This is a genomic window from Cupriavidus sp. SZY C1, from assembly GCF_032190535.1.
GTDB classification, from domain to species: domain Bacteria; phylum Pseudomonadota; class Gammaproteobacteria; order Burkholderiales; family Burkholderiaceae; genus Cupriavidus; species Cupriavidus pauculus_C.
Genome location: NZ_JAUANU010000010.1, coordinates 160,520 through 187,497, shown reverse-complemented (window position 1 = coordinate 187,497; position 26,978 = coordinate 160,520). Strand labels below are relative to the sequence as shown.

The window sequence follows — 26,978 nt, the reverse complement described above, 5'->3', positions numbered from 1 at the left end:
CCCGGCGCGCGCGGTCGGCGGGTCAGTCGTAGCGCAGGTCCGTGGCCTTGCCCCAGAACACGCGGTAGGCGTAGGCGGTGTAGCCGAGGATCGTCGGCAGCACGATCACCGCGCCGACCAGGATCGCCATCAGCGATTCCGGCGCGCTGGCCGCCTGCCAGATGTCGATGCGGTCCACCACGAGGTACGGGAACAGGCTGTAGGCCAGCCCGTTGAACGCCAGCAGGAAAATCACGGCCGTGCCCGCGAATGGCACCCAGCACCAGCGGTCGTTGCCGCCCGCGTGGAGGTTGCGCATGCGCCGCAGGAACCGCTCGATCGCCACGAACAGGCCCATCGTCAGCAGCGGGATCGGCGCCAGCATGATGATGTTGGGCAGCGCGAACCATTTGTCGAAAATGCGCGCGCTGACCATCGGCGTGACCACCGAGATGGCCGCCACGCCGGCCGCCGTGAGCCACAGGCTGCGCCGCGCCCAGTAGATGGCGCGCAGCTGCAGGCTGCCCGTGGTCTTCATGATCAGCCACGTGGCGCCCAGCAGGCAGTAGCCGGCCACCAGGCACAGGCCGACGGCCACGGCGAACAGCAGGTTGGGCAGGTCGTAGCGGAAGCCGGTGATGTAGAGCCCGAGCATCAACCCCTGCGAGAAGCTGGCCAGCAGCGAGCCGGCGTAGAACGCGAAGTTCCACCACGGCTTGTGCGGATCGCGCGCCTTGACGCGGAAGTCGAACGCCACGCCGCGGATGATCAGCCCGGCCAGCATCAGCGCCACGGGCAGGTACAGGTTGGTCAGGATCACGCCGTGGGCCAGCGGAAAGGCCGTCAGCAGCAGGCCGACGCCCAGCACCAGCCACGTCTCGTTGGCATCCCAGAACGGGCCGATCGACGCGATCATGGTGTCCTTGTCGGCATCGTCGGCGCGGCGCAGCAGCACGCCCACGCCCAGGTCGTAGCCGTCCAGGATCACGTAGATCAGCATCGACAGCCCCATCAGCGCCAGAAACACCAGCGGCATCCAGCCGGCCGGCTGGCTCAGGTCGTGCATCGTGGCCGGGTTCATTGCGGGCTCCTGGGGTGGGCGAGGACGGGTTGCGGGGTGGCGATGGCCGGCCCGGCGCCGGGCTGGCCGGCCTTGCGGGCCAGGTGGAACACCACCGAGATGTAGGCCACGATCAGCACGAGGTAGAGCGACAGGTACATGGCCAGCGTGCTGCCGATCATCGTGGCGGGCACCTTGGACGCCGCCTGCGCCGTGGTCAGCACGCCGTAGACCAGATAGGGCTGGCGGCCGATCTCGGTGACGTACCAGCCGGCCACCAGGGCGATCCAGCCAGAGAACGTCATCGCCACCAGCACGCGCGCCAGCCAAGGGACCGGGGCGCCGCGCCGGCGGATCTGCCAGGCGCCCAGCCACGACACGGCCAGCATCAGCAGGCCCACGCCCACCATGATCCGGAACGCAAAGAACAGCGGGGCCACGGGCGGGTGGCGGTCGGCAAAGGCGTCGATGCCCAGGATCTCGCCATCGGCCTTGTGCGTCAGGTAGATCGACGCGAGCTTGGGAATGGCGATCTCGAAGTCGTTCTGCCGCGTGGTGGCGTTGGGCAGCCCGAACAGCACGGCCGGCGCGCCTTTTTCCGTCTTCCAGATGCCTTCCATGGCGGCGATCTTGGCGGGCTGGTGGTGCAGCGTGTTCAGGCCGTGCAGGTCGCCGGCGACGATCTGCAGCGGAATCAGCATCGCGGCCAGCATCACGCCGGTGCGCAGCGAATGCATGACCTCGCGGCTGCGATCATGGCGCAGCCAGCGGTAGGCCGAGATGCCCGCCAGCAGAAAGGCGACGGTCAGGCCAGAGGCCAGCAGCATGTGGACCAGCCGGTACGGGAACGACGGGTTGAAGATGACGGCCAGCCAGCTCACCACGTGGGCGCGGCCGTCGATCATCTCGAAACCGGCGGGCGTCTGCATCCACGAATTCAGCGCCAGGATCCAGAACGCCGACAGCGTCGTGCCGCCGGCCACCAGCAGCGTGGCGATGGTGTGCATGCGGTTGCTGACGCGGCGCATGCCGAACAGCATGATGCCGAGGAAGGTGGCTTCCAGGAAGAAGGCGGTCAGCACCTCGTACGCCAGCAGCGGGCCGGCGATATTGCCGACGGTCTCCATGTAGCCCGGCCAGTTGGTGCCGAACTGGAAGCTCATGGTGATGCCGCTGACCACACCCAGCGCGAACGTCAGCGCGAAGATCTTGACCCAGACGCGGTAGGCGTCCATCCAGCTTTCGTCGCCGGTCTTGCCGTAGCGCAGCTTGAAGAACAGCAGCACCCAGGCCAGCGAGATGCTGATGGTCGGAAACAGAATGTGGAACGTGATATTCGCGGCGAACTGGATGCGGGCCAGTATCACCGGATCGACACTTGCAAACACGGGTTACTCCTTGCGGGGGCGGGCAGGCTTGGCGGGGGATTTGCTGCTGGCCGGCGTGGCGGGCGACTTGACGGCCTTGGTGGCCTTGTCAGGGGCCTTGTCGGCGCCCTTGTCGGCGCCTTTCTGCCGGGCGCCGCCGCCCATGCCGATGGCGGTGGTCAGCCGGTCCTTGACGTCCAGCAACTTGGTGACGCGCGAGCCCAGGCGCATCAGTTTTTCCAGCGTGGCGACGTCGAGCTTCTGCATGTCGCCAAACCACGTGGTGACCAGCAGGATCAGCCCGTACATCTCTTTCATGCGGGCCTGCGCGTGGCGGTCTTCGTCGGACAGAGGTGTCTCAAGCTGCACTTCGCGCAGCATCGACAGCGTCGGATCAATCTCGCGCCGGCGCCGCTCCTCGGCCAGCGTACGGAAGATGGCCCAGACATCATCGGGCGCGGAGAAGTACTCGCGCCGGTCCCCCGGCTGGTGAGACAGCCGCACGAGGTTCCAGGACTCCAGTTCCTTGAGCCCGATGCTGACATTGGAGCGAGAAAAGCCCAACGATTCGGCAATTTCGTCGGCATTGAGCGGACGCGCCGCCGTGAAAAGCAGGGCGTAGATCTGACCGACCGTTCGGTTGATTCCCCACCGGCTACCCATCTCACCGAAGTGGAGGACAAACCGCTGGACGAGGGGCGAGAGCTGCATTGTCTGTTTTGAATTTTCAGAAAGTTGTGAAAGTTTAGAACAAAACGTTGCAGGACGTGTGCAGGTGTGACGGGGTGTCGCAGTGGGGGTGGGTTATGGGGGCAGGGTGGGCTGGGGCGGGTGTCACGTCCCAAAGCTAGTGCGATCGCGCTGTGGCGAGGCGAGATAGCCGACGACGCCCAGGGCTTGCCCAGATGACGGGACGCCGGCAGGATCGCGCTGGGATGGAATTGCGTCGGCAAAGGGCCGGAGTTGCGGCAGGGCGTCGGCAGCCGGTGTATGCGTTAGAGCGAAGACTTAACGGAGCAGGAGTTCGTCGGTCGGATTCCTGTTGTGTTGGGGTCGCTAGGTACGCAGAAAGATCGTCTCTGACCGACCCTTAGCCGCCCTTCGCTTCGCTTAGAAGCAGACATTCCCCCGTTGGTCTCAAATGGGCAGCCGTTGAATCCATCGCGCCCAAGATTGGCTGCGTACCGCAGACGCTGCTGGACTGGGTCAAGCGTGAGGAGGTCGACAATGGGCAACGCGAGGGCCTGACCAGCAGCGAGCGCGAACGCCTCAAGGCACTGGAGCGCGAGGTCAAGGAATTGCGCCGCGCCAACGAGATTCTCAAGACGGCCAGCGCGTTTTTTGCGCAGGCGGAGCTCGACCGCCGACTCAAGTCGTGAAGGCGTACATCGACCGCTACCGCGATGCGTACGGGGTCGAGCCCATCTGCAAGGTCTTGCAGATGGCCCCGTCTTGCTACCGGCGCCACGCAGCACAGCAACGCAACCCAGCACTGCGCTGCAAGCGCGCCCAACGCGACGATGCGCTCATCCCCGACGTCAAACGCATCTGGCACGCCAACTGGCAGGGGTATATGGTGCCGACAAGGTCTGGAAGCAGATGAACCGCGAGGGCATTCGTGTCGCGCGCTGCACGGTCGAGCGCTTGATGAAGCGGCTGGGGCTGCACGGCGTACGCCGTGGCAAGGTGGTGCGGACCACGACGCCGGACATCTCCGCGCCATGCCCAATAGACCGGGTCCAGCGGGTTTTCAAAGCCGAGCGGCCCAATCAACTATGGGTGTCGGACTTCACCTATGTCTCGACCTGGCAGGGTTGGCTGTATGTGGCGTTCGTCATCGACGTATTTGCGCGGCGAATCGTAGGCTGGCGCGTGAGCAGCACCATGCGTACGGTCTTCGTGCTGGATGCCCTGGAACAGGCTCTGTATGACCGCCAACCGGCCAGCTCCGATGCCTTGGCCCACCATTCCGACAGAGGCTCGCAATACCTGTCCATTCGCTACACCGAGCGTCTGGCCGAGGCCGCAATCGAACCCTCGGTCGGTAGTCGTGGCGACAGCTACGACAACGCGCTGGCCGAGACCATCAATGGGCTGTACAAAGCCGAGTTGATTCACCGCGGAGCGCCCTGGAAGTCCAGGGAATCCGTGGAACTGGCCACCCTGCAATGGGTGCACTGGTTCAATCACATCCGACTGCTTGAGCCCATCGGGTACATCCCTCCGGCTGAAGCTGAGGCAAACTACTGGCGGCAACTCGCCAGCGAGGCCGCTGTGGCGGCCTCAACTTAAACCAACCGGACTCCTCGAAAGCCGGGGCGGTTCACATTCGGGCCCGTCGGGAGACCGGGTATCGAACGGTGAGCGCCGATATCCAAGGGAAGCGGCCCAGCCGGTGTTACGAGGCCCTGGATTCGAAGCTGGTAGGAAACTGGCTTGCCTTCTTTCGAAGGCAAGCAGGATGTCATATTTTGGATGCTGACGCCCAAACGGGCGTGACAACAAACAAGAATCTGATCAGAATTGCGTCCGAACTCCCTCCTGACTGCAATGAAATCCCACTATCTATTGATTCCGGTTCTGCTATTAAGTGCCTGCGCCACACGCATCCATTACCAAGCCGCCGCGGTGAACAGTCCACAGGCCATCGTGGAGCGCGTTTTGTATGAACAACCAGACAAGAAGCGTCCGGAGTCAGTGAACGTGACGGAACGATACGTTGAGTTTGGGAGCGGTTCTAATGCAGTGACCACGCCAGGCTTTAACTCAGTGACTACCACAGCTATTCGGAAGGGCACGAGGCTTTATTATCGTTCAATTGCGGAAACGCGCCTCTACCAAAAGAACAAGTGGTTCGTGGTGGAGCCGAGATCTTCTGGCAGCCGGACACTAGCCCGGATCTACGTCGAGGACGAGCAAAATGCGAAGCGGCTGATAGATGCCCTTGCCACCCTCAAAGAACGGGCGCCGGAGGGTGAGTAGGGCATCGGATACCGTTGTGAGCAGGAGTTCCGAATGAAGGCGATGTGCCACAGTGCCAAATTTTGGCCACTGAAACGACCGTCGGCAATTAGCCGAAAAGCAACCGCCTCCCGCCAACCGTAGTCAACTGCGAACGCTGGAAATGGTCTTTAGATCGCCGAGATCATGGTAGCAATCTGCTTACGGTCGTCGCTTGAGAGTCGCATTGCCGTCATGGTGTCGTTGAGCGTAGCCGTGGCAGCTTGGATGGCCGAAGACAGCGTTCCAACGGCGCTCCGGATGGCATCAACCTTCATTTCGCGCTGACGGGCTGGCAGTTTTTGGTCGGACGCCGCCTCTTGTAGCTCGGCTGCCTTGTCGCGCAACTGTTGTTGAAGGTCTCTTATCTTGATCATCAGCTTCTTGATCGCGTCAGGGTACTTGCTGTCCTCGATCGCCCGAGTCGTCGCATCCTTGTCTTCCGTTTTCGACAAGACACGGCCGCCATGGGACATCGTAATCCGGTCGGATGCGGACTTCGGCGTACCATCGGATTTTGTGGCGAAGCTATTTTCGTCAGGACGCGTCGCCTCGGGCCTGTCCTGCGCAACTGGTGAAGAGGAAGCTGCGTTCGACGGCAGCTCTGTAGTCGCCAGGGGCGAGACCGTTGTAACAACACCAAAATACATTATGGTTATCCTTTAAATTTCGCGTGATCTGGCCCAAGGGCCACAACGTATGACGCGATTCACTAACGGATAACCTCGGTTAACGTTTAACCGCAGAACCGAAAGAATGTGTTCCGAGAATCACAACAATAGGTCGTGAGCATATAAACGCAACGGGCATGGGGGATCATCCGTCTGACCAGCTGCTACTGGCCGGTCCCCGCCCTCGGCTTACCCAAGCAGGGCTTGTCGGCGCCATAGAGGACTTCAGAACCGAAGCGGTCTATGGTGTTGCGCCAACTAAACACCCATCCATCAGGGGGTATTCGTGCCCGCAGGGCGGCGAGGCGTACGGCTATAGCCCTGGTCTGCTACTCCCTCATCGCCTGAAACGCTGCCAGGATAGTGCGGGCGCGCTCCACGAAGGGGCGATCCACCATCTTGCCGTCGACCAGATAGGCGCCCACGCCCTTGGCGTCGGCCTCGTCGGCGGCCGCCACAATGCGCCTTGCCGCGGCGATCTCTGCCTCGGTTGGCTGAAACACGGCGTTAGCCATTGCAATCTGGCTTGGATGGATGCAGCTCTTGCCCAGATAGCCCAACCGGCGTGCCAGTTCGGCTTCGGCGCGATAGCCGTCTGCGTCCTTTACATCCGCGAACGCGGCGTCATAGGCGAATACGCCAGCTTCGGCGGCGGCCATGCGCATCAGATACATCGTCTGTGCCACGGCCAGGGTCTCGCGCCGGTGGATGCCGGCCGGCTCGAACAGGTCGGCATAGCCGAGCTGCAGCCCCGCCACGCGCGGATCGGCGGCTGCCAGTTCATGCGCCTTGCGCAGCCCGCGCGGCGACTCGATATTGAGCAGCAGCTTCACCGGCGTGGTCACGCCGTTGGCGGCCTCGGCCTGCGCCACGGCGTGGGCGGCCAGGTGCACCTGCTCGACTTCCTCCACCTTCGGCACGTTCACCAGATGCAGCCCGGAGCGCACCACGGCGACGATGTCGGGCGCGAAGTGCGCGGTGTCCGGCGCGTTCACGCGCACGATCAGGGTCTTGCACGATGCCGCCGTGCGGCCCGAGGCCAGCAGGTCCTGCAGCGCGGCGCGGGCCTCGGCCTTGCGCGGCTCGGCCACGGCGTCTTCCAGGTCGAACGACAGGGCATCGGCGGCGCTGGCCAGTGCCTTGTCGAACAGCTCCGGGCGCGATCCCGGTACAAACAGTTTGCTGCGCATGATCGTCCTCACCGTCATTCGGCCCGGATGTTGCGCTGCTTGACCAGCGCCCCCCAGCGTGCCGCCTCGCCCTGCACGAACTTGCCGAACTGCTGCGGCGTGTTCCCGACTGGCTCCAGCCCCATCTGGCGCAGCTTGTCCTGCACCTGCGGGTCGGCCACGGCGTCCTGCACTTCCTTCGCCAGTCGCGCCACCACGTCGGGCGGCGTACCCTTGGGCACCCACACGCCGTTCCATTCCAGCACCTGGAACTCCGGCAGGCCGCTTTCGGCCAGCGTCGGCGTATCGGGCAGGCCAGGGTTGCGCTTGAGCGACGTCACCGCCAGCGCCTTGAGCTTGCCGCTCTTCGTATAGTTGAGCGTGGATGCCACGTTGCCGAAATAGGCCGACACCTGGTTGCCCATCACGTCGGTCAGCGCCGGCGCACCGCCCTTGTACGGCACGTGCAGCAGGTCGATGCCGGCCTTGGCGTTCAGCAGTTCGCCCGCCAGGTGCGACCCGCTGCCCGAGCCTGCCGACGCAAACGTCAGCTTGCCGGGATTGGCCTTGGCATAGGCGATAAAGTCCTTGACCGTCTTGTATGGCGCATTGGGCGGCACGACCAGGATGTTGGCCGCGGTGGCCACCAGCGAAATCGGCACCAGATCCTTGAGCGGGTCGAACGACATCTTGCGCAGGCTCGGATTGACCGCGAACGCCGAGGCGTCGTAGAGCACCGTGTAGCCATCGGGCGTGGCCTTGGCCACAGCTTCCTCGCCAATCACGCCGGCTGCGCCGGGACGGTTGTCGATGACCACCTGCTGGCCCATCGACGCGCTCATGCGCTGCGCGATCACGCGCGCCGTGTTGTCGGCGCCACCGCCGGCGGAATAGGGCACGATCATGCGGATCGGGCGGTCGGGATAGGCAGCGGCGGCCAGCAGCGGCGCGCACGCGGCCACTGCGACCAGCAGTTTGCGGCAGGTCGGATGCATGAACAGGTCTCCAGGTTGGAATTGTGGCGATCGTCAGACAGTGGCGATCGGATTGGCCGGCGATCCCACGGCGCGCGGCAGGTGCATCGGTGGCGCGGTCAGCAGGAACGATGCGCGCCCGGCCTGGTGCAGCCACGCCGCCAGCGGCGTCAGGTGCCACATCTCGCCCAGCGGTATGCCAAGCTTGACCAGGCAAAGCTCATGCAGCGGCAGCAGCGGTCCGGTCGTGCCCGGCGGCAGGGCGTGGCGGCGTTCTTCCACCGCATGGTTGTCGGCGGCGATGGCGGCAATCCCGGCATCGTCGATCCAGCGCAGCAGCCGCGCGTCGGTGCCGTCCAGCACGGCGCAGGCGTTGCGCAGCCCGGCGTGATCGTCAGTGGCGGACAGTTGCAGCGCCATGTCGGCCAGCCCGGTATGCACGCAGAGGATGTCGCCGCGCCGCACGTCGGCGCCATCGGCCTCGATCACGCGCATCAGGTCGTCGTAGCCCACGGCGCGACGGGCCGGCCCGAAATGCCGGTGCAGGTCCACGAGCGTGCCGCGCCCCTGGATGCCGCGCGCCGCCATCGGCGCAATCGACAGCGCCTGTGCCCCGATGAACGTGCCATCGGCCGCGCTGCCGGTGCCCACCGAGAAGCCGTTGTAGCCCACCGTTTCGGCGTGGCCGTCGCCATCGGCATCAAACAGGCAGTTCACGTGCCCCAGGGCGTCCCACTGTGTCGAGTACTGCGGTGACAGCGTGACGTGGTCGTCGCTGATCACATCGGTGGCGCCGGGAGTATCGCCAGCCATTGGCCGGTTGAACACCCGCTGGCCGTCTTTCTCCGATGGATGCAGCGTCGGTGGACGGCGGCGCGGGTTCAGCACGCCGGCACGCGGCACGTCGAGCGGCAGGCTGAGCGAGAACATCAGCCCTTCGCGTACCTCGCGTACGGCGGCCAGCACCTGCGCGGGGCCGATCAGGTTGAGCCGGCCAAGCTGGTCGTCGGGGCCAAAGTCGCCCCAGTTGGATCCTTCCGGACGATGCGTCCAGCGTGGGTTCGTGGCCATCATCGATCCTTGCCGGCGTCGCTGGCGTCAATGACCACCCCGGCGGCGCGCAGCGCGGCGATGCGTGCATCGTCCAGGCCGGCGGCGCGCAGCGCTTCCACCGAATGCTCGCCCAGCGCAGGTGCCGCGCGCCGGAAAGTGCCCGGGGTGCCGCCCAGCCGGGGAGAGATGTTATGCACGGGAATCTGGCCCATCTCGGCATCGGGAATCTCCACCACGATATCGCGCGCCTGGAAGTGGGGGTCCTGCTCGATATCGGCGATGTCGTAGATCGGGCCAATCGTCACCCCGGCCTTGTCGAAGAACGCCACGCAGTCGGGTTGGGTCATCGTGCCCAGGAATTCGCCGATGATGCCGTCCAGCAGCGCGGCATGCTTTACGCGCTCGCCATTGGTGGCGAAGCGTGGATCGGCAATCAGTTCGGGCCGGCCGATGGCGCGGAATAGCCGCTCGGTCATGGCCTGCGTCGATGCCGACAGGCACACCCATTTGCCATCCGCCGTCTGGTAGGCATTGCGCGGCGCGCTGTTGGTGGATCGGCTGCCCGTACGCGGTTTGACCTTGCCGGTCAGTCGATAGTTGGCGGCCTGCGCGCCCAGGATGGCGAAGATCGGGTCCAGCAGCGGCAGGTCGATGACCTGGCCCACGCCGCCGCGCACTTCCACGTTGCGCACGGCGCTGAGCACGCCAATCGCCCCATACAGGCCGGCGGTCATGTCGCCCAGGTAGATCGGCGGCAGCACCGGCTCGCGGTCGGCAAAGCCGTTCATCGACGCAAAGCCCGACATGCCTTCCACCAGCGTGCCAAAGCCGGGGCGATGCGAATACGGGCCGTCCTGGCCCCAGCCCGAAACGCGCACGATGACCAGCCTCGGGTTGCGCGCCATCAGCACGTCGGGCCCCAGGCCCATGGATTCGAGCGTGCCTGGCTTGAAGCTTTCCACGAACACATCGGCGTGCGCCACGAGGTCCAGGATTACGTCGATGGCGCCTTCGGCCCGGAAGTTCAGGCACAGGCTGCGCTTGTTGCGGCAGTACGCCTTCCACGCCGTGGGCACGTCCTTGACCTTCCAGTCGCGCAGCGTGTCGCCGCTGGCGGGCTCTACCTTGAGCACGTCGGCGCCCAGGTCGGCCAGCGCCATCGTCAGCGTGTTGCCCGCCACCAGCCGGGAAAGATCGAGGATGCGGATGCCGTCGAGCGGTCCGGTGGCGTCGGGCGCCAGGGGTTGCTGCCTGAACATGGGAAAGACTCGGTGAATTATTCGGCGGTGATGTTGCGGGCCTTGGCCACCTGCTTCCAGCGCGCGCTGTCGCGGCGGATATGCTCGGCGAACTGGGCCGCGGTCATCGCGGACGGCTCGGCGCCCTCGCGCGAGAAGATCTCGCGCATTTCGGGCGTGGCGATGATGTCGCGGATCTCGGCGTTGAGCTTGTCCACCAGCGCCTGCGGAGTGCCGGCCGGCGCGAACACGCCCCACCAGAGTTCGGCGGAATAGTTCGGTACGGTCTCGGCCACCGATGGCCACTGCGGCGCAAACCGCGAGCGCGACGGCGACGTCACGCCCAACGCGCGCACCTTGCCGCTCTTCACCTGCGTGGCCACCGACGGGAAGCTGGCAATCACGAACTGCACCTGCCCGGCGATCAGGTCCGTCAGCGCGTTGGAAATGCCCTTGTAGGGCACATGCGTGAACTCGATGCCGGCGTCGCCGGCCAGCAGTTCGCTGGACATCTGGTTGATCGATCCGACGCCGGCCGATCCGTAGTTGATCGCACCCTTGTCCTTCTTGGCGGCTGCAATCAGGTCGCCCACGGTCTTGTATGGCGACTTGTCGGACACGGCCAGCACCATCGGGCCGCTGGCCAGCATCGCCACGGGCGCGAAGCTCCTGTTCACGTCGTAGCTGGTCTTCGGCTGGACGGCGGCATTGGCGGTAAGCGTGGAAGACGTGACCAGCAGCGTCGCGCCGTCGGGCGCGGAACGGGCCACGAACTCGGCACCGATGGCGCCGCCGGCACCGGGCTTGTTGTCGACGATGGCCGTGACGCCAAGCTTCTTCGACAACTTGTCGCTGACCAGTCGCGCGAACACGTCGTTGCTGCCGCTGGGCGGGAAGGGCACCACCATGCGGATGGACTTCGGAATCCCCGCGTCCGCCGCATGCGCGGACGGCGTGAGGCCGAAAGTCAGGCCAACGGCGGCAAGGACGGCAAGGGACGGGATTCCGGGAAGGGCCAGAAAGGAGGTGGCGCGGGTGCGCAGACGCGGGCGATGCGGCATCACAAAGTTGTCTCCAGATATTGTGCGGTGCGGCGCCTGTTGGATCGACACCGTCTGCCAAGCATCTTAGCCACGCCGGCGATTGAGCTAAAGTGACGTTTTTAAACCTATCGGTGAGAAAAACTCATGAAGGTGGAGTGCTTCCAGACGCTGGCTGCGGTGCTGCGCTGCGGCAGCTTTGCCGGGGCGGCGGCCGAGATGAACCTGTCGCCAAGCGCCGTCAGCCTGCAGATGAAACAGCTGGAGTCGTATTTCGGGCAGCCGCTGTTCGACCGCTCGGCGCTCCAGGTGCGGCCCACGCCGTTTGCGCTGGAGGTGAGCGCCACGCTGGACGGTGCGATCCATGCGATGGAGTCGCTGCGGCGCCGTTCCGCGCCCGTGGTGGAGGGCAAGGTGACGCTGGGCATCATCGAGCCGATGCAGGTGAAGCTGTTGCCGCCATTCACCACGCTGGTCCGCGAGCGCTATCCCAATCTGGACGTGCGGCTGGAACGCGGCCGATCGACCGCGCTGGTGGAAGCGCTGCGCTCCGGCACCATCGACGCCGCCGTGGTGGCCCAGCCGGAATCCGGCGCTTCCGCGCGCGTGCGCTGGGCGCCGCTGTTCCGCGAGCCGTGCGTGCTGGTAGCGCCGCTCGATTCAACGGCCCGCACCGTCAAGGCGCTGCTCAAGGCGTATGAATGGATTCGCTTCGATACGTCGACCATCGCCGGCTCGGCGGCGGCCGAGTTCGTGCGCCGCACGGCGCCCGATACGCGCTCGCGTATCGAGCTGCTGTCCATTCCCGCCATCGTTGCGATGGCGTCGCGCGGGCTGGGCGTGTCTGTGCTGCCGCAGCCCGACCCCTATCTGCTTGAGGCATTCCCCGTGCGCGTGATAGCGCTGGGCGACGCGCCACCGTCTCGCCAGATATCGTTCGTCTCGCGGATCGCGCCGGCAGAAGATCGCGTCATCGCAGCGCTGCTGGAAACGCTCCGTAGCGCGATTCAACGTCTGTGATCGGTGGGTTCAAGCGGGACGAAGCGATACAAGCTCGCCCAGAACCGTGTCCAGTGCAACGTGGCCGCGCAGGATGTGGTCAGGACTGCTTTCGAAATCGATCCAGCCTTCGTTGAAGCCATCCAGCATGCGCATGCGGGCCAGCGGATGCTTCATGCCCTGCGCGCGGAACAGTGCTTCCCACATCGGCCGGTCGACCACTTCCGCGCGTACCGGGCGGGACAGCACGCGGGCAAAGGCCGAAGCGAGGTCGTTGGGACTGACCCGCCGGGGGCCCTCAAGCTCCATGACGCGCACACCGTGCCATGTCTGCTGCAACAACTGGGCCGCAACGCGGCCTACGTCTGCGGTGGCAACCATTGGCACCGGCTTGTCGAGCGGCTGCAGGTAGCTGGCGATGACGCCATCGTCGCGCGCGGACGCGACATCCCACGCGGCGTTCTCCATGAACCAGCCGGGCCGCAGGAACGTGACCGGCATCGGCATCTCGCGCAGCGCCTGCTCCATCAGCGTACGCTGGGTCAGCAGGTTGAACTCGTCGGCCTGAGCGCCGATCGTCGACAGGCAAACGACCTTTTCGGGCCGTGCCTTCAGCAGCGCCGTGCACACGGCTTCGATGACCTTGCGCGCCTCGGGAAAGCCGGGCGCCGGATCGAACTCCGAAGGCGGCAGGATAAAGACGCCCGTCGCACCTTCGAACGCGGCGGCGAGCGACGAACCATCTTCCATCACGGCCGTCGCGATCTCGCAACCGCGCTTTGCCCATGAGCCGGCCCGTGTCGCGTCGCGCACGACGGCGCGTATTGACCCGCCCGACGCCAGCAACTCGCGGGCCAATGCGCCGCCGACCTTTCCGGTGATTCCAGTGATTGCATACATTGCTCGTTCTCCTTGAGTGAATACGCCGGACGCATTCTGGCTACTCACCGAGCCAAACAAAATGACAGGGACGGCATCAGATAAGTGACAACACGTCATCAATTTGGCATGATCGCCGCAGACGCCCGGCATCGCCGCACCGTGGCGCGCCTCGGCCGCGGGTGGGTCGCCCGCGCTCTTCCACGCCTATTCACTTGAACCACAATGAGATCGCGTAGCGAGAAACTGTCCGGCAGCATCAGCGTGTTCGCCGCCGTGGTGGATGCCGGGACATTCGCGGCTGCGTCGGAAGTCATCGGCATGACGCCGCCGGGCGTGAGTCGGGCGATTGCGCGACTGGAGAAGCGGCTTAACATCCGGCTCTTCAACCGAACCACGCGCTCCGTCTCGCTGACGGAAGAGGGCCGGCGCTTCTACGAAGAGGTCATGCCCCATCTGGCCGGCCTGGAGGAAGCGGCCGCAGCGGCTGCGGGCAGCGCCTCAGCCGTGCGCGGAAAGCTGCGAATCAATCTGGATCCTGTCGTCTACCGGGCCGTGCTCGGGCAGCAATTCGATGCATTCATGGACGCGCATCCGGAACTCGAAATCGAGCTCATCGCGCGCGACAGCCTGGGCGACCTCGTCATGGACGGCTTCGACCTTGCCGTGCGATTCGGCGAACCGCGGGCGTCCAGCCTGGTCGCGCGAAAGCTGCTGGATACCGGCATCGTGACGGTCGCGGCGCCCGCGTATATTGCTCGCCGGGGACGGCCGGCAAAACCGCAGGACCTGGAAAGCCGAGACCACCGGTGCCTTGAATTCCGCAATCCGGAGACCGGCAAGCCATTCGCCTGGGAGTTCCATCGCGGGCGCAAGCGCCTTGTGGTGGACACGCGGGGGCGCCTCACGGTCAACGATCCGGGCGCGCTGCTCAATGCGTGCCTCGCCGGCTCCGGCATCGCGCAGATGCTGCTGCTGGGTGCCGAGCCGCTGATCGCAGCCGGCCAGTTGATCAATCTCTTTCCCGAGTGGGCCGACGAGCGTTTTCCGTTGTACGCGTACTACCCGTCCCGACATCACGTGCCGGCAAAGACCCGGGCGTTCCTGGATTTCATGGTCGGATTGACGGGGGCCAATGGCCGCTTTGGCAAGGGCTAGCGCTGTTCGAGATCGCGGCGCTCATCAGCCCGCGCGTATCATCCCCGGCGTTGCTGACCCGGATGTCCCGTCCCCCATTCGACCGCATCAACCCCCATGATCGATCTCAACGACGTCTACTACTTTGCGAAGGTCGTCGAACACCAGGGCATCACCGCCGACGCCCGCGTGCTCGATGTGCCGAAGTCCAGCATCAGCCGCCGCATTCTCGCGCTGGAGGCGGCGCTGGGTGCGCGTCTGATCCAGCGCACGTCACGCCGGTTCGTGATTACCGAGCTCGGCACCGAGTTCCATCGCCACGCGCTGGCGATGCTGGTGGAGGCGGAGGCCGCGGAGAACGTCGTGCGCACGCGCACGGCCGAGCCGAGCGGCACGATCCGGTTCACGTGTTCGGTGGCAGTGGCGCAGCTGGTGCTGGCGACGCTGATTCCGCGTTTCATGGCCCGGCATCCGCGTGTGCGCATCGTCGAGCACGCGACGAACCGGCATGTGGATCTGGTGCACGAGGGCTTTGACATGGGGCTGCGCGCGCATATGGCGCCGCTGCCCGATTCTTCACTGGTGCAGCGCCCGCTGGCGCAGATTCCCTGGACGCTGTTCGCCAGCCCCGGCTATCTCAAGCGCAGGGGGACGCCGGATTCGCCCGAGGCGCTGGCCGGGCACGATGCCATCGCGCTGGGCGCGCCGCAGGACGCCTATGTATGGAACCTGCGCGACGTCCGGCATGCGGGACAGATCCATGCGGTGACATACGACCCGTCGCTGGTCAGTGACGACATGGCCACGCTGAAGGCAGCCGCGTGCGAAGGGGTGGGCATCGTCGCGCTGCCCGGCTATGTCGGCAAGGCCGAGATGGCGGCCGGCAAGCTTGTGCGGGTGTTGCCGCAGTGGATCGCGGGCGTGGCCACGCTGACGCTGCTGATGCCGTCGCGGCGCGGGCTGCTGCCGTCCGTGCGGGCGTTCAGCGAGTTCCTGGCCGAAGAGGTGCCACTGCTGGTCCAGTAGCACTGGCGGCGCGTTTCCTGCGTTCATCGCTGCCATCATCCCAAAAATGGGACGATGGTTCCTGTTTTGCCTCGCTGTTTTTCCATCGTCCCATTTGTAAAGTGGTTCTCACGCCGCGACCGATGCCGGAGCGGTACCAACCGAACGGAGAGAACCATGCCCCCTCGCAACAACCGCCTGACCCGTGACAACGCCGTGCTGCTGCTGGTGGATCACCAGATCGGCCTTTACACCGGCGTGCGCGATATCGACACGCTGGAGCTGACGCATAACGTGGTTGGCCTGGCAAAGGCCGCCGTGGCGCTTGGCGTGCCCGTGATCGTTACCACGACGACCGAGAACGTCTGGGGCCCGATGATCCCGGCGCTGCGCGAAGCGCTGCCGGGCGTGCCCGTGATCGAACGCACGACCGTGAACGCATGGGACGAGCCGCGCGTGGTGGCCGCGGTGGAGGCCACGGGCCGCAAGAAGCTGGTCGTCACGGGCATCTCTACCGACGTGTGCCTGGCGTTCCCCGCCATGTCCGCGCTCGACGCCGGGTACGACAGCTTCGCCGTGATCGATGCCTCTGGCGGCTTCTCGAAGACCCAGGTGCGGATGGGCGTGGCGCGCATGCAGCAGGCCGGCGTGGTGCCGGTCTGCTATTCGAACGTGGCGGTCGAGATCTTGGCCGACAACGCTGCTCCGGAGGCCCAGGCCGTCTACGCCGCGCTTGGCATGCCGTTCGGCGGGCTGGTGTCCGGCCTGAAGCAGTACTTCTCGCGCGTCTGAGCGTGGTGTCGATCCGGAGAGCGACCATGGAACACGACATCGTCATCGTCGGCGGCGGCAGCGCGGGGGCCGTGCTGGCGCGCCGGCTCAGCGACGTGCCACATCGACGCGTGCTGTTGCTGGAAGCGGGCCCGGCCTACCGCCCGTCTGGCTATCCCGATGCGCTGGCCCTGGCCGACAACGTCGGCGGCGACGCCGCGCATGACTGGGGCTACAAGTCGGAGTCGGGCGCCATCGGCCACGCGATTCACGCGCGCCGGGGCCGCGTGCTTGGCGGCAGTTCCGCCATCAACGCTGCCGTGGCGATGCGGGCCCGGGCCGCGGATTTCGACCGCTGGGCGCGGCGCGGCATTACTGGCTGGTCTGCGGCGGAAGTCCTGCAAAGCTTTCGCAAGCTCGAATCGGCACCCTATGGTGACGACGCCTGGCATGGCCGGGACGGTCCGTTGCCGGTCCGGCAGATGACGGCCGAAGCCCTGACGCCGTCGCTGCGCGGTTTCGTCGACGCCACCGCCGCGCTGGGTTTCGAGCGTATCGCCGATTTCAATGCGGACGCCCAGCACGGTGTCGGTCCTTATCCGCTCAACGTGGTCGATGGCGTGCGGCAGAACACCGGCATCGCCTATCTGACGGCCGATGTGCGCCGCCGCGCCAATCTGGAAATCCGTGCCGAGGCGGAAGTCGATCGCGTGCTGCTGGAAGGCGGCCGTGCGTGCGGCGTGCGGCTTGTCGACGGCACGCTGATCGCGGCCGGTGCGGTCGTGCTGTCGGCCGGCGCCTACGGCAGTCCCGCGATCCTGATGCGCTCGGGCATCGGCCCCGCCGACGACCTGCGCGCGCTCGGCATCGCACCGGTTGCTGATTTGCCGGTGGGACGTCGGCTGATGGACCATCCGTTCTACTACAACGTCTACGCGTTGCGGCGCGAGTTCAGTGCGATGACACCGGCGGCTGGCGCGATCCTGTGGACACGCTCGCAGTCCGCCGCGCCGGACGAACTGGACCTGCACGTCTCCGCAACGCATATCTGGGACCCCGCCGCGACCCCCACGGGCGGCGCCATCGTGCTGGCCACCGCGCTGACCCTGCCGGAATCGACGGGCACGGTACGGCTGGCGAGCGCCGATCCGCGTGTCGCGCCGCGTATCGATTTCAATTTCCTGTCCACTGCGCGCGACCGGCGCCGGCTGCTGGAGGGCGTGCGCCTGTCGCGGCGCATCGGGTCCACGGCGCCATTTGCGAACCTCGTCGCGCACGAAATGGAGCCGGGGCGCAGCGTGCAGACCGATGCCGAACTCGAAGCCGCCATCGTTGCCGGGCTGGATACCTATCAGCACGCCACGTCGACGGCACCAATGGGGGCGGTGGGGGACCCCCACGCCGTCGTCGATACGCTGGGCGCAGTGCATGGCATTGGCGGGCTGCATGTCGTCGACGCGTCGATCTTGCCCGAGATTCCGTCCGTGGCAACCAACCTCACGACCATCATGGCGGCGGAGCATATCGCCGCACGCGTGACCGACTGGAGCCGATGATGACGACAGCTTGGGGTACCACCCAACTCATACCGCTGCGTGAGGCCGATGCGGAAGCGGAGCGGGCCTTGTTGGACGCGTTCGTCCAGTTTTGGACCGTGCAATCCAGCGACGACCTTCGCGCCACCTACGACCGCTTTGTCGCGGCAACGCCCCCGGCAGACGGCGTGACCGCCATGGCTGTAGACGACGCCGAGGCGCGGGGATGGTGGCTGTTCCCGTCCGGCATGGAACGGGTCACGGACGCGGCCGTGCTCTATCTGCACGGCGGTGGCTACGTCCTTGGCTCCGCCACCGCGTACCGGCATTTTGCGAGCCAGATCGTCGCACGCACGAACCGGCCAATGCTGGTGCTCGACTATCCATTGGCGCCCGAGCAAGCACTGCCGGTGGCGCACGACATCGCACTGACCGCGGTGAAATGGCTCGCCAGGCAGGGCGTGCGGCGGCTGGCAGTCGTCGGCGATTCGGCTGGCGGCGGGTTGTCGTTGTCAGTGATGGCTTCGCTGGTGAAGGCGGCGGGCGCCGAGGGACATGCCGGCCTGCCGGAACTTCGGGCGGGCGCGGTTTTCTCGCCATGGACCGACCTGTCGCTGTCGGGCGCCAGCATGAACGACCCAATAATACGCGACGTCCTGCTTACGCGCGATTACCTGGCGGACAGCGCCCGGAAGTATCTGGGCGGTCAGGTGCCGACGCATCCCATGGCTTCACCGCTGTTCGGCATTCCGCACGGCATGCCACCGCTTTACATCCAGGCGGGCAGCGAGGAACTGCTGCGCGACGATGCGCTGCGTTACGCCGGGCAGGCGCGCGCGCAGGGCAATACCGTGACGCTGGAGATCTGGCAGGGGCTGCATCACGTGTTCCACTTCAACGTGGCCGAACTGGAGAGCGCACGCATCGCACTGGATCGGGTGGCGGCGTTTGTGGTCGAGCACCTGTAGGTTGCCGCCAGCAAGACTGGCAGGGATGGGCGAAAGCGCGCCGGCGTGCATTCGGTAGCCCCAGCCGCAGTTCCTCTCCGTTCCCCTAACGCCACGTCGGCACAGGTGGCGCAGGCTCAGAAGATCGCGCGCCGCGTTACTACGACTATCACAGTCCTAGATTTGATAGCGGTTACCCGCATGCTGTGATCGCAAAAGGGGATCGCAAGACCCCTGCAAGAAAACTTCTTGCACGCCTTAACTGCGACTACTAGAATCGTAGTTAAGGCGTGGCGATTGACGCGGCGCGGATACCCGGGCGGCGCCGCCGCTGGTCAGTGCAGTAAAGAATCGATCAGGAGCAGTAGTGATGTCACAACGCATTCTTGTTATTGGCGCCGGCTTTGCCGGCATGTGGAGCGCCCTGGCTGCGGCCCGTCTGCTCGACGAGGCCGCGCGCACCGATGTGGAGATCGTGCTGGTGGCGCCCGAGCCTGCGCTGCACGTGCGGCCCCGCCTTTACGAACAACATCCGCTCAAGATGAAGGCGCCGCTGCTGGAGATCTTCGCAGCCACTGGTGTGCGGTTTGTGCAGGGCATCGTCGAGCAGATCGACGTGGCGGCGCGCCAGGTGACGGTCAAGGGCGTGGGCGCCGATACATCGCACCAGACGCTGGGCTACGACCGCCTTGTGCTGGCGGCGGGCAGCCGGCTGTTCCGGCCGGCGATCGACGGCCTTGACGCGCATGCTTTCAACGTCGATCAGGTGGCCGATGCTTCCCGGCTGGAAGCGCATCTGCATGGCCTGGCGAGCCGGCCCGATTGCGAGGCCCGGAACACTGTCGTGATTGCTGGCGCCGGCTTCACCGGTATCGAAACGGCGGCCGAGATGCCCGCGCGGCTGCGTGAGGTGCTGGGTGCCGATGCCGCCGTGCGCGTCATCATGGTGGAGCGCAATAACGAGATCGGCCCGGACCTGGGGCAGGGCCCGCGCCCCGTCATCACGCAGGCGCTGACCGAACTGGGCGTGACGTGGAAGCTGGGCTCCGGCGTGGCATCGGTGGACGCGCAAGGCGTCACGCTGCAGAGCGGCGAGCGCATCCAGGCCCAGACCGTGATCTGGACTGCCGGCGCACGGGCCAGCGCGTTGACTGACCAGATTCCCGGGCAGCGCGACAACTTCGGCCGCCTGTATGTCGATCGCAACCTGCAGGTGGAGGGCGTGGACCACGTCTACGCCACGGGTGACGTGGCCCGTGCCGCCACCGATGACGACGGCAACGTGACCATGATGTCTTGCCAGCACGCGATGAACCTCGGTCGCTCGGCGGGACACAACGTGGCCGCTGACCTGCTGGGCCAGCCGCCGATCCCGTACAGCCAGCCGAAATACGTCACCTGCCTGGACCTGGGCCCATGGGGCGCGGTGTACACGGAAGGGTGGGACCGCCAGGTCAAGCTGTCCGGCGCCGAAGCCAAGGCGTTGAAGACCCGGATCAACACGGAGTGGATCTATCCGCCGAGCGCCAATCGGGCCGAGGCGCTGGCATCCGCCGATCCGCGCCGTATCGTCGTGGCCTGACCGGCCGCCAGCAAGAAGAAGGGCGATCCACCGGGATCGCCCTTTTTTATCGGCTGCTGGACCTTACCGGCTACCGCGCCGATTCTCCGCGCGATCGGTCAGCCACTGTACGACCTGACCGCCGTAGGCAGCGGGCGCCTTCTCCACGGTACGCTCGGCAATATCGGCCAGCGTGTGGTTCTTCAACTCCGCGCGCATCGCCTTTTCGGCCGACTGCATCACCGCATGGATCGAGCAGACCCCGCGCGTGGCCCACGCGGGTGCGCAGCCTTCGAACACAGCGTTGCGCTCGCGAATCTCCCGGCACTCGAACAGCGGTTTGTCTCCGTCGATGGCGACGACGACGTCATGGACCGTGATGCGCGACGGCGGCCGCGCTAGCCGGAAACCGCCCTTGATGCCTTCGGTGGCCACCACGAGCCCGGCCTTCGCGAGCTTGGTGAACAGCTTGGCGAGGAAGTCGTGGGGGATGCCTTGCAAGTCGGCGAGGTCGCGTACGCTGGCTTCTTCCACCGCGATGCTGGAGCGGGACAGGTGGAGCAGGCAGTGCAGGCCGTACTCCACACCCGTGCTGATGTGGGACATATATAACTCGGACAGGCTAAATCGTAGTTGGAAGCCTACACCAGCAGGCAAGCGGCAGCAACCGCGGGTTATATGCCGAAAATGTGAATTAATCTGCGCCCGACGGCCACTCGCCAGCGAGGACACGCGCGAAATGGGCACAGCTTGTCGCGTCAGCCGGCCTCGACTAGCCTGATAATCGGTTCAAATTACTCGCCGCCCCGCGACCCCCCTTGATGCCAGAACCGTTCGCCACCCGATATGGCTGGGCGCTGCAGCGCCTGCGCGAGGTTTTCTCCCCATTGAACGTGGCCGCGGCGGCATGGCTGATCGCAACATGGTCGTTCGCGGCCTATCAGCTTGTGAGCGAGCGCGACCGCCTGCTGCATGTCGCCGCCGAGCGCACCCAGGCGGAAGCCCGCGCGTTTGGCGCCTATTCCAAATCCAGCATCCTGCGGCTGTCCGAGTTCCTGCTCGACCTGCGGGCTAGTTGGCTGGTGGGCCAGGACGGCTTTGTCGAGCTGGTGCGGGAACGAGAGAACCTGGTGGTGGACCTGTCGTTCCAGGTGGCGGTGATCGACAAGCACGGCATGCTCGTCTACTCGTCCATCGGTTCCCCGGCGCGCGGAGAGAAGGTCGATCTGAGCAAGCGCGAGCATTTTCGCGTCCATCAGAACGCCGGGGGCCGGGACGTACTGTTTATCAGCGACCCGGTGAAGGGCAAGGTCTCCGGCAAATGGTCGATCCAGTTCACCCGTCCCATCCTGCGCGGTGGCGTTTTCGACGGCGTCATCGTGGTGTCGGTCAGTCCCGAACAGTTCGCCAGCTTTGCGCAGACCTTTACCTCGCTCGACGGCGAAGTCGCGTCGGTCATCAAGACGTCCGGCCAGGTCATGGCCAGGGTCCCGGCACTGGAAGGCGCGCTGGGCAGGGCGGTCACCAACAACCGGCCTTACCTGGCCAGCGACGCGCCCGTGGCCGGTAGCTTCCGCGGAGTGTCCGGCTCCGAAGGCGTGGAGCGTCTCTTCGGTTACTACCGCATGCCGGAGTTCGGGCTGAACTTCGTCGTCGGCGAGTCGATCGATCTTGTGCTGGCGCCGTACGAGTCGTACCGACGCATTGCCTTCGCCAGCGCCATTGCATCCACATTGCTGCTGGGGCTGCTGTACTACAGCCTGCGCCGTTCCATGGCCGAGCGGCAGCGCCATATGGAAGAGATGCGGCTGGCGTCGCTGGTCTACTCGTCCAGCAGCGAGGCGATGGTCGTCACATCGCTGGACGGCACCATCATCGACGCGAACCCGGCGTTCTCGGCGGCCACGGGCTATGCGGCGGACGAGGTCAGGGGGCGCTCTGGCTACAGCCTCGGCGGCACGGAAACGACGCCCGGGCTGATCGAACGGCTGCGGGCCGCCGTGGAGGCCACGGGAAAATGGAGCGGCGAGATCGCGGTGCGGCGCAAGGACGGGAGCGAGTTTCCGGCCTACCTGACGGTGGATACCTACCTGGCCCACGCCTACGGGGAGCGCCGCCGCGTGGCGCTGATCCATGACATGACCGAGAAGCGCCAGGCGGAGGAAGTCATCCGGCACCAGGCGAACTTCGACGCGCTGACCGATCTGCCCAACCGCCGGCTGTTCTTCGACCGGCTCAGGCAGGAGATCGAACGCCCGCGTGGCGCCCAGGATTCGCTGGCGCTGCTGTTCATCGACCTCGACCGCTTCAAGGAGGTCAACGATACGCTGGGCCACGACCAGGGCGACCAGTTGCTGCTGGAGGCCGTACGTCGTATCGCCGCATCGGTGCGCGCATCGGACACCGTGGCGCGGCTGGCCGGCGACGAGTTCACCGTGATCCTGCCGACGGTCAACGATGTCGGCGTGGCGCAGGGCATTGCCCAGGCGATCCTGGAGCGCATCGCGGCACCTTACCGGCTGGCCGGCGAACTGGTGGTCGTGTCAGCCAGCATCGGCGTGGCCCTGTATCCCAAAGACGCCGATAACGCCGAGGCGCTGCTGGTGTGCGCCGACCAGGCGATGTTCGCGGCCAAGAAGGAGGGCCGCAATCGCGCGAAGGTTTTCAGCAAGGCGCTGCTGCACGCCGAGAAAGAGCGCCTGCGCATTACGCAGGACCTGCGTGCGGCGCTGACCGCGGGGCAGTTCGCCCTCCATTACCAACCCATTGTCGACCTCCGGACCGGAAAGGTCTGCAAGGCCGAGGCGCTGATCCGCTGGGATCATCCGGTACGCGGGTCCATCCCGCCCGACGATTTCATCCCCGTTGCGGAAGAGTCCGGCCTCATCATCGACATCGGCCGCTGGGTGCTGGCGGAAGCGCTGGACCAACTGGCGCGCTGGCAGACCGTGCTGGGCAATGGCTTCCAGATGTCCGTCAACAAGTCGCCGATGGAGTTCTGCGCGCCCGCCAGCGGGCCGGAATCCTGGTCCGGGCTGATTGAGCGTCGAAACGTGCCGGTCGGCAGCCTTGTCATCGAGATAACCGAAAGCTCGGTGATGGAGCAGGGCGCCGACGTCATCAATCAACTGTCCCGCTTCCAGGCCGCCGGCATCGAGATCGCGCTCGACGATTTCGGCACGGGCTATTCGTCGCTGTCGTACCTGCGGCGTCTCGATATCGACTACATCAAGATCGACCGCTCCTTCATCCGGTCGCTGACGCGAGGCCCGGACGACGTGGCCCTGTGCCGCGCCATCATCAGCATGGCCCACGCGCTGCGCATCCGCGTGATCGCCGAGGGCATCGAGACCGAGTCGCAACGCAGGATCCTGCTGGAGGCTGGCTGCGACTACGGCCAAGGCTTCCTGTTCTGCCCGCCCGTAGACGCCCGGGCGTTCGAGGCGTTTGCGAGCGCGGTGACTTGACGCGCGGCGCCACTGGTTTATGGTGTAGGCCCACTATCGACCCAAATTGGTGAGCCAGTATTTATGCCCAGACGCAGACAGGCCGTGGAACTGCCGTTCGTCGGCACCCTGGATCGGGCCCAGGGTCAGCTTGGTCGGCAGTTGACCGTGGTGCTGCGGGCGGCGATTCGCGCGGGCGAGTTGAAGCCCGGCGAAGCCTTGCCATCGACCCGGCATCTGGCCAGTTCGCTCGGGATTTCGCGCGGGCTGGTCACCGATGCCTTCGAGCAGCTCATTGCCGAAGGCTTTCTGGAGGCGCAGGCCGGGTCCGGAACCCGGGTGTCGACGACGCTCTCCTCGGTGGCGCCGACGGCTGGCGAGACCGCGCCACGGCGTGTGAAAGGCAAGCCGACGTTGCCGCCCCGGGCCGCCGCATTTGCCGAAGTTGCCCGCCAGTTCTCGCCGCTGCCGTCGGTTCCGTTCGCGGTGTCGGTGCCGGTCGGGCCGACCGCGCCCGACGATACCTGGCGGCGCGTGGGCAACCGGACGCGCGGGCTGCGCGCGGCGGCGCCATCGGGTTACGACGATCCGCAGGGCGTTGCCGTATTGCGTGCCGCCATTGCGGACTACGTGCGCAAGTCGCGCTCGGTGCATTGCTCGCCGGCGCAGGTCATCATCACGGCCGGCACGCAGCAGGGGCTCTATCTGGCCTGCCAGGTGTTGCTGGAGCCGACCGTCCGGGTCTGGGTGGAAGAGCCCGCGTATCGCGGCATCACCGGCATCCTGGAAGCGATGGGCGCGCGGGAGCGGATGGTGCGGGTGCCCGTGGACGAGGCCGGCATGGACGTGGACGCCGGCGTGCGCATGGCCGACGACGCGCGCGCCGCGTTTGTCACGCCTTCGCACCAGTATCCGCTGGGCATGCCGTTGAGCATGGCCCGCCGCACCGCGCTCGTTGCGTGGGCGCGGCGCCATGACGCGTGGATCGTCGAGGATGACTACGACAGCGAACTGCGCTACGTGGGGCACCCGTTTCCGTCGCTGCAGGGGCTGGCGCCCGACCGGGTCATCTACCTGGGCACCTTCAGCAAGATCCTGTTTCCGTCATTGCGGCTGGGCTACGTGATCGTGCCGGAGCACCTGGTGGCGTCGTTCTGCGGCGCGCGCAGCCTGATGGACCGGCATCCGCCCAGCGCGGACCAGCACGCGCTGGCCGCGTTCATCGCCGAGGGCCACCTTGACCGGCACATCCGGCGCGTGCGGCTGGTGTATGCCGACCGGCACGCGTACCTGATCGACATCATCGCGCGGCTGATCCCGCCGGAGCACGCGTGGGTCCAGCCCGGCGACCAGGGCAGCACCTTGTCCTGTGGCTGGCCGATACGGTCCGTGACGAGACCGTGGCTGCGCGGGCGCTGGAGCAAGGCGTCTCGGTGCGGGCCGTGTCGCCGATGTATGCCGACCACGGGCGCCCGGGGCTGATCCTGGGCCTGGGCGGCTACTCGAACGAGCAGATGGAGCGGGCCGTCAAGACGCTGGCGGCCATCATCGCCGAGCAGGCCGGCGGCAAGGCTGCCCGGCGGCGCGCGCATTAGGCCGGCGGGCCGGACTTACTTCGCCGTGGGCATGGCGAATTCCGCGCCACGCGCCGTGTCGTTGGGCCAACGCTGCATGACGCTCTTCTGGCGGGTATAGAAGCGCACGCCTTCCTCGCCATAGGCGTGCATGTCACCGAACAGCGAGCGCTTCCAGCCGCCAAAGCCGTGCCATGCCATCGGCACCGGGATGGGCACGTTGATGCCCACCATGCCCACTTCGATGCGGCGGCTGAACTCGCGCGCGATCTGGCCGTCGCGCGTGTAGCAGGCCACGCCGTTCGCAAACTCGTGGCTGTTGACCAGCTTGACCGCTTCGGCAAAGTCCTTGACGCGCACGCACCCCAGCACCGGTCCGAAGATTTCCTCGCGGTAGATGCGCATGTCGGGCGTCACGTGGTCGAACAGTGTGCCGCCCGTGAAGAAGCCGTTCTCATGGCCGGGGACGCGGTAGTTGCGCCCGTCCACCAGCAGCTCGGCGCCTTCCTGCACGCCGATGCCGATGTAGTTCTCGATCCGCTCCAGCGCTTCGCGCGTCACCACCGGCCCCATCTCGGCGTCGGGCTCCATGCCGTTCTTGATGACCAGTTCCAGCGCCCGCGCCTTGAGCCTGGGGATGATCTTGTCCGCCACGTCACCCACCAGCACGGCGACGGAAATCGCCATGCAGCGCTCGCCAGCCGACCCGTAGGCGGCGCCGATCAGGCCGTCCACCGCCTGGTCGATATCGGCGTCGGGCATCACGACCATGTGGTTCTTGGCGCCGCCCAGCGCCTGCACGCGCTTGCCCAGCCGGGCGCCGGTCTCGTAGATGTAGTTCGCGATAGGCGTGGAACCGACAAAGCTCACCGAGCGCACGTCGTCGTGATGGAGCAGCGCGTCCACCACCGGCTTGCCGCCCTGCACCACGTTGAACACGCCATCGGGCAGGCCGGCTTCCTTGAGCAGGTTGGCCATGAACAGCGATGCCGACGGATCGCGCTCGCTGGGCTTGAGGATGAAGCAGTTGCCGGCCGCGATGGCCACCGGGAACATCCAGCAGGGCACCATGCACGGGAAGTTGAACGGGGTGATGCCGGCCACCACGCCCAGCGGCTGCCGCAGCGTCCAGTTGTCCATGCCCGTGGAGACCTGGTCGGTGAAGTCGCCCTTGAGCAACTGCGGGATGCCGCAGGCGAACTCGATGATGTCGATGCCGCGGCTCACCTCGCCCGCGGCGTCGCTGAGCACCTTGCCGTGCTCGGCCGTGATGATGGCCGCCAGCGCGTCCTTGTCGCGGTTCATCAGCTCCAGGAACTTCAGCATGATGCGGGCGCGGCGTATCGGCGGCGTATCGGCCCACGCCGGAAACGCGGCCCTGGCGCTGGCCACGGCTGCGTCCACGTCCTCGCTGTCGCCAAGCCGGACCTGCCGCGCCACCGCACCGGTCGCCGGGTTGTACACGGCCTGCGTCTGCGCGCCGTGGCCCACGTAGGGCTTGCCGGCAACGTAGTGGACGACTTCGGCGGAACTGGTGAATGGGGCGGTCACGGGCATCTCCTTCGATAGTGGT

General features: G+C 66.1%; 23 protein-coding genes, 1 pseudogene and 1 other annotated feature. Of the genes and pseudogenes, 12 read left to right on the top strand and 12 right to left on the bottom strand.

The genetic code is table 11. From position 1 onward, the window contains the following. Window positions 1-22: 22 nt before the first annotated feature. From QTN24_RS17005 to QTN24_RS16995, 3 genes are read right to left on the bottom strand one after another with little or no spacing between them, the layout of a single operon-like run. Window positions 23-1,060 carry a cytochrome d ubiquinol oxidase subunit II gene (locus QTN24_RS17005; protein WP_313838483.1) on the bottom strand — a complete coding sequence of 346 codons (1,038 nt, stop codon included), beginning with the start codon at window positions 1,058-1,060 and terminating at the stop codon, window positions 23-25. Then, window positions 1,057-2,427, bottom strand: coding sequence for a cytochrome ubiquinol oxidase subunit I (locus QTN24_RS17000; RefSeq protein ID WP_313838481.1), 1,371 nt, complete (start codon window positions 2,425-2,427; stop codon window positions 1,057-1,059). Before QTN24_RS17000 ends, QTN24_RS17005 begins: the two co-directional genes overlap by 4 nt. A gap of 3 nt (window positions 2,428-2,430) precedes the next feature. Beyond that, the gene (locus QTN24_RS16995; RefSeq protein ID WP_313838479.1) at window positions 2,431-3,117 is read right to left on the bottom strand and encodes a GbsR/MarR family transcriptional regulator; all 687 of its coding nucleotides are present in this window, start codon (window positions 3,115-3,117) and stop codon (window positions 2,431-2,433) included. A 449-nt stretch (window positions 3,118-3,566) separates the two neighbouring features. Here QTN24_RS16995 and QTN24_RS16990 point away from each other — a divergent pair, with 449 nt between their 5' ends. The 3 genes from QTN24_RS16990 (at window position 3,567) to QTN24_RS16980 (ending at window position 5,388) form a co-directional block, all read left to right on the top strand. Beyond that, window positions 3,567-3,785, top strand: coding sequence for a transposase (locus tag QTN24_RS16990; RefSeq protein ID WP_313838528.1), 219 nt, complete (start codon window positions 3,567-3,569; stop codon window positions 3,783-3,785). Continuing rightward, window positions 3,740-3,856 (top strand) — a sequence feature (AL1L pseudoknot). Its footprint overlaps the gene before it by 46 nt. After that, window positions 3,748-4,698, top strand: a complete 951-nt coding sequence (locus QTN24_RS16985) for an IS3 family transposase (RefSeq protein WP_313838477.1) — start codon at window positions 3,748-3,750, stop codon at window positions 4,696-4,698. It overlaps the preceding feature by 109 nt. Before QTN24_RS16990 ends, QTN24_RS16985 begins: the two co-directional genes overlap by 38 nt. A 258-nt stretch (window positions 4,699-4,956) precedes the next feature. Continuing rightward, the gene (locus tag QTN24_RS16980; protein WP_313838475.1) at window positions 4,957-5,388 is read left to right on the top strand and encodes a hypothetical protein; all 432 of its coding nucleotides are present in this window, start codon (window positions 4,957-4,959) and stop codon (window positions 5,386-5,388) included. Window positions 5,389-5,537: 149 nt separating this feature from the next. Here the strand turns inward: QTN24_RS16980 and QTN24_RS16975 are convergent, their stop codons facing one another. The 6 genes from QTN24_RS16975 to QTN24_RS16950 form a co-directional block, all read right to left on the bottom strand. Next, the gene (locus tag QTN24_RS16975; protein ID WP_313838473.1) at window positions 5,538-6,056 is read right to left on the bottom strand and encodes a hypothetical protein; all 519 of its coding nucleotides are present in this window, start codon (window positions 6,054-6,056) and stop codon (window positions 5,538-5,540) included. Between the two features lie 350 nt (window positions 6,057-6,406). Further along, window positions 6,407-7,267 (bottom strand): CoA ester lyase, encoded by an 861-nt coding sequence (locus QTN24_RS16970; protein ID WP_313838471.1) that lies wholly within the window; start codon window positions 7,265-7,267, stop codon window positions 6,407-6,409. Between the two features lie 14 nt (window positions 7,268-7,281). Next, window positions 7,282-8,241, bottom strand: coding sequence for a tripartite tricarboxylate transporter substrate binding protein (locus QTN24_RS16965; RefSeq protein WP_313838469.1), 960 nt, complete (start codon window positions 8,239-8,241; stop codon window positions 7,282-7,284). Window positions 8,242-8,274: 33 nt separating this feature from the next. After that, complete coding sequence (locus QTN24_RS16960; protein WP_313838526.1) at window positions 8,275-9,291, bottom strand: cyclase family protein; 1,017 nt, start codon at window positions 9,289-9,291, stop codon at window positions 8,275-8,277. Next, the gene (locus QTN24_RS16955) at window positions 9,291-10,532 is read right to left on the bottom strand and encodes a CoA transferase (RefSeq protein ID WP_313838467.1); all 1,242 of its coding nucleotides are present in this window, start codon (window positions 10,530-10,532) and stop codon (window positions 9,291-9,293) included. The genes QTN24_RS16960 and QTN24_RS16955 overlap by 1 nt, the downstream gene beginning before the upstream one ends. A 17-nt stretch (window positions 10,533-10,549) precedes the next feature. Next, window positions 10,550-11,419 carry a tripartite tricarboxylate transporter substrate binding protein gene (locus tag QTN24_RS16950; RefSeq protein ID WP_313838465.1) on the bottom strand — a complete coding sequence of 290 codons (870 nt, stop codon included), beginning with the start codon at window positions 11,417-11,419 and terminating at the stop codon, window positions 10,550-10,552. A gap of 279 nt (window positions 11,420-11,698) precedes the next feature. Here QTN24_RS16950 and QTN24_RS16945 point away from each other — a divergent pair, with 279 nt between their 5' ends. Beyond that, the gene (locus QTN24_RS16945; RefSeq protein ID WP_313838463.1) at window positions 11,699-12,571 is read left to right on the top strand and encodes a LysR family transcriptional regulator; all 873 of its coding nucleotides are present in this window, start codon (window positions 11,699-11,701) and stop codon (window positions 12,569-12,571) included. Between the two features lie 9 nt (window positions 12,572-12,580). On the opposite strand, the gene QTN24_RS16940 is transcribed toward QTN24_RS16945, so the two are convergent. Continuing rightward, complete coding sequence (locus QTN24_RS16940) at window positions 12,581-13,450, bottom strand: NmrA family NAD(P)-binding protein (RefSeq protein WP_313838461.1); 870 nt, start codon at window positions 13,448-13,450, stop codon at window positions 12,581-12,583. Window positions 13,451-13,654: 204 nt separating this feature from the next. Here QTN24_RS16940 and QTN24_RS16935 point away from each other — a divergent pair, with 204 nt between their 5' ends. From QTN24_RS16935 to QTN24_RS16910, 6 genes are all read left to right on the top strand, one after another. Continuing rightward, entirely contained in the window at window positions 13,655-14,587 is a 933-nt protein-coding gene (locus QTN24_RS16935; protein ID WP_313838459.1) for a LysR family transcriptional regulator, read from the top strand. 96 nt (window positions 14,588-14,683) lie between these two features. After that, the gene (locus QTN24_RS16930) at window positions 14,684-15,592 is read left to right on the top strand and encodes a LysR substrate-binding domain-containing protein (RefSeq protein ID WP_313838458.1); all 909 of its coding nucleotides are present in this window, start codon (window positions 14,684-14,686) and stop codon (window positions 15,590-15,592) included. 156 nt (window positions 15,593-15,748) lie between these two features. After that, window positions 15,749-16,363, top strand: coding sequence for an isochorismatase family protein (locus tag QTN24_RS16925; protein WP_313838456.1), 615 nt, complete (start codon window positions 15,749-15,751; stop codon window positions 16,361-16,363). Between the two features lie 26 nt (window positions 16,364-16,389). Further along, window positions 16,390-17,898 carry a GMC family oxidoreductase gene (locus QTN24_RS16920; RefSeq protein WP_313838454.1) on the top strand — a complete coding sequence of 503 codons (1,509 nt, stop codon included), beginning with the start codon at window positions 16,390-16,392 and terminating at the stop codon, window positions 17,896-17,898. Then, window positions 17,895-18,845, top strand: coding sequence for an alpha/beta hydrolase (locus QTN24_RS16915; RefSeq protein WP_313838452.1), 951 nt, complete (start codon window positions 17,895-17,897; stop codon window positions 18,843-18,845). Before QTN24_RS16920 ends, QTN24_RS16915 begins: the two co-directional genes overlap by 4 nt. Before the next feature lie 349 nt (window positions 18,846-19,194). Then, complete coding sequence (locus QTN24_RS16910) at window positions 19,195-20,406, top strand: NAD(P)/FAD-dependent oxidoreductase (protein WP_313838450.1); 1,212 nt, start codon at window positions 19,195-19,197, stop codon at window positions 20,404-20,406. A 63-nt stretch (window positions 20,407-20,469) separates the two neighbouring features. Here the strand turns inward: QTN24_RS16910 and QTN24_RS16905 are convergent, their stop codons facing one another. Next, on the bottom strand, window positions 20,470-20,991 hold the full coding sequence (locus QTN24_RS16905) for an Rrf2 family transcriptional regulator (RefSeq protein WP_313838448.1): 522 nt from the start codon (window positions 20,989-20,991) through the stop codon (window positions 20,470-20,472). Window positions 20,992-21,206: 215 nt separating this feature from the next. Here QTN24_RS16905 and QTN24_RS16900 point away from each other — a divergent pair, with 215 nt between their 5' ends. Both QTN24_RS16900 and QTN24_RS16895 read left to right on the top strand, forming a co-directional pair. Next, window positions 21,207-23,852 (top strand): EAL domain-containing protein, encoded by a 2,646-nt coding sequence (locus QTN24_RS16900; protein WP_313838446.1) that lies wholly within the window; start codon window positions 21,207-21,209, stop codon window positions 23,850-23,852. A gap of 63 nt (window positions 23,853-23,915) precedes the next feature. Then, a pseudogene (locus tag QTN24_RS16895) lies at window positions 23,916-25,426 on the top strand (PLP-dependent aminotransferase family protein). A 15-nt stretch (window positions 25,427-25,441) separates the two neighbouring features. Here QTN24_RS16895 and QTN24_RS16890 read toward each other — a convergent pair. Continuing rightward, window positions 25,442-26,962 carry a CoA-acylating methylmalonate-semialdehyde dehydrogenase gene (locus QTN24_RS16890; protein ID WP_313838444.1) on the bottom strand — a complete coding sequence of 507 codons (1,521 nt, stop codon included), beginning with the start codon at window positions 26,960-26,962 and terminating at the stop codon, window positions 25,442-25,444. Window positions 26,963-26,978 lie beyond the last annotated feature (16 nt).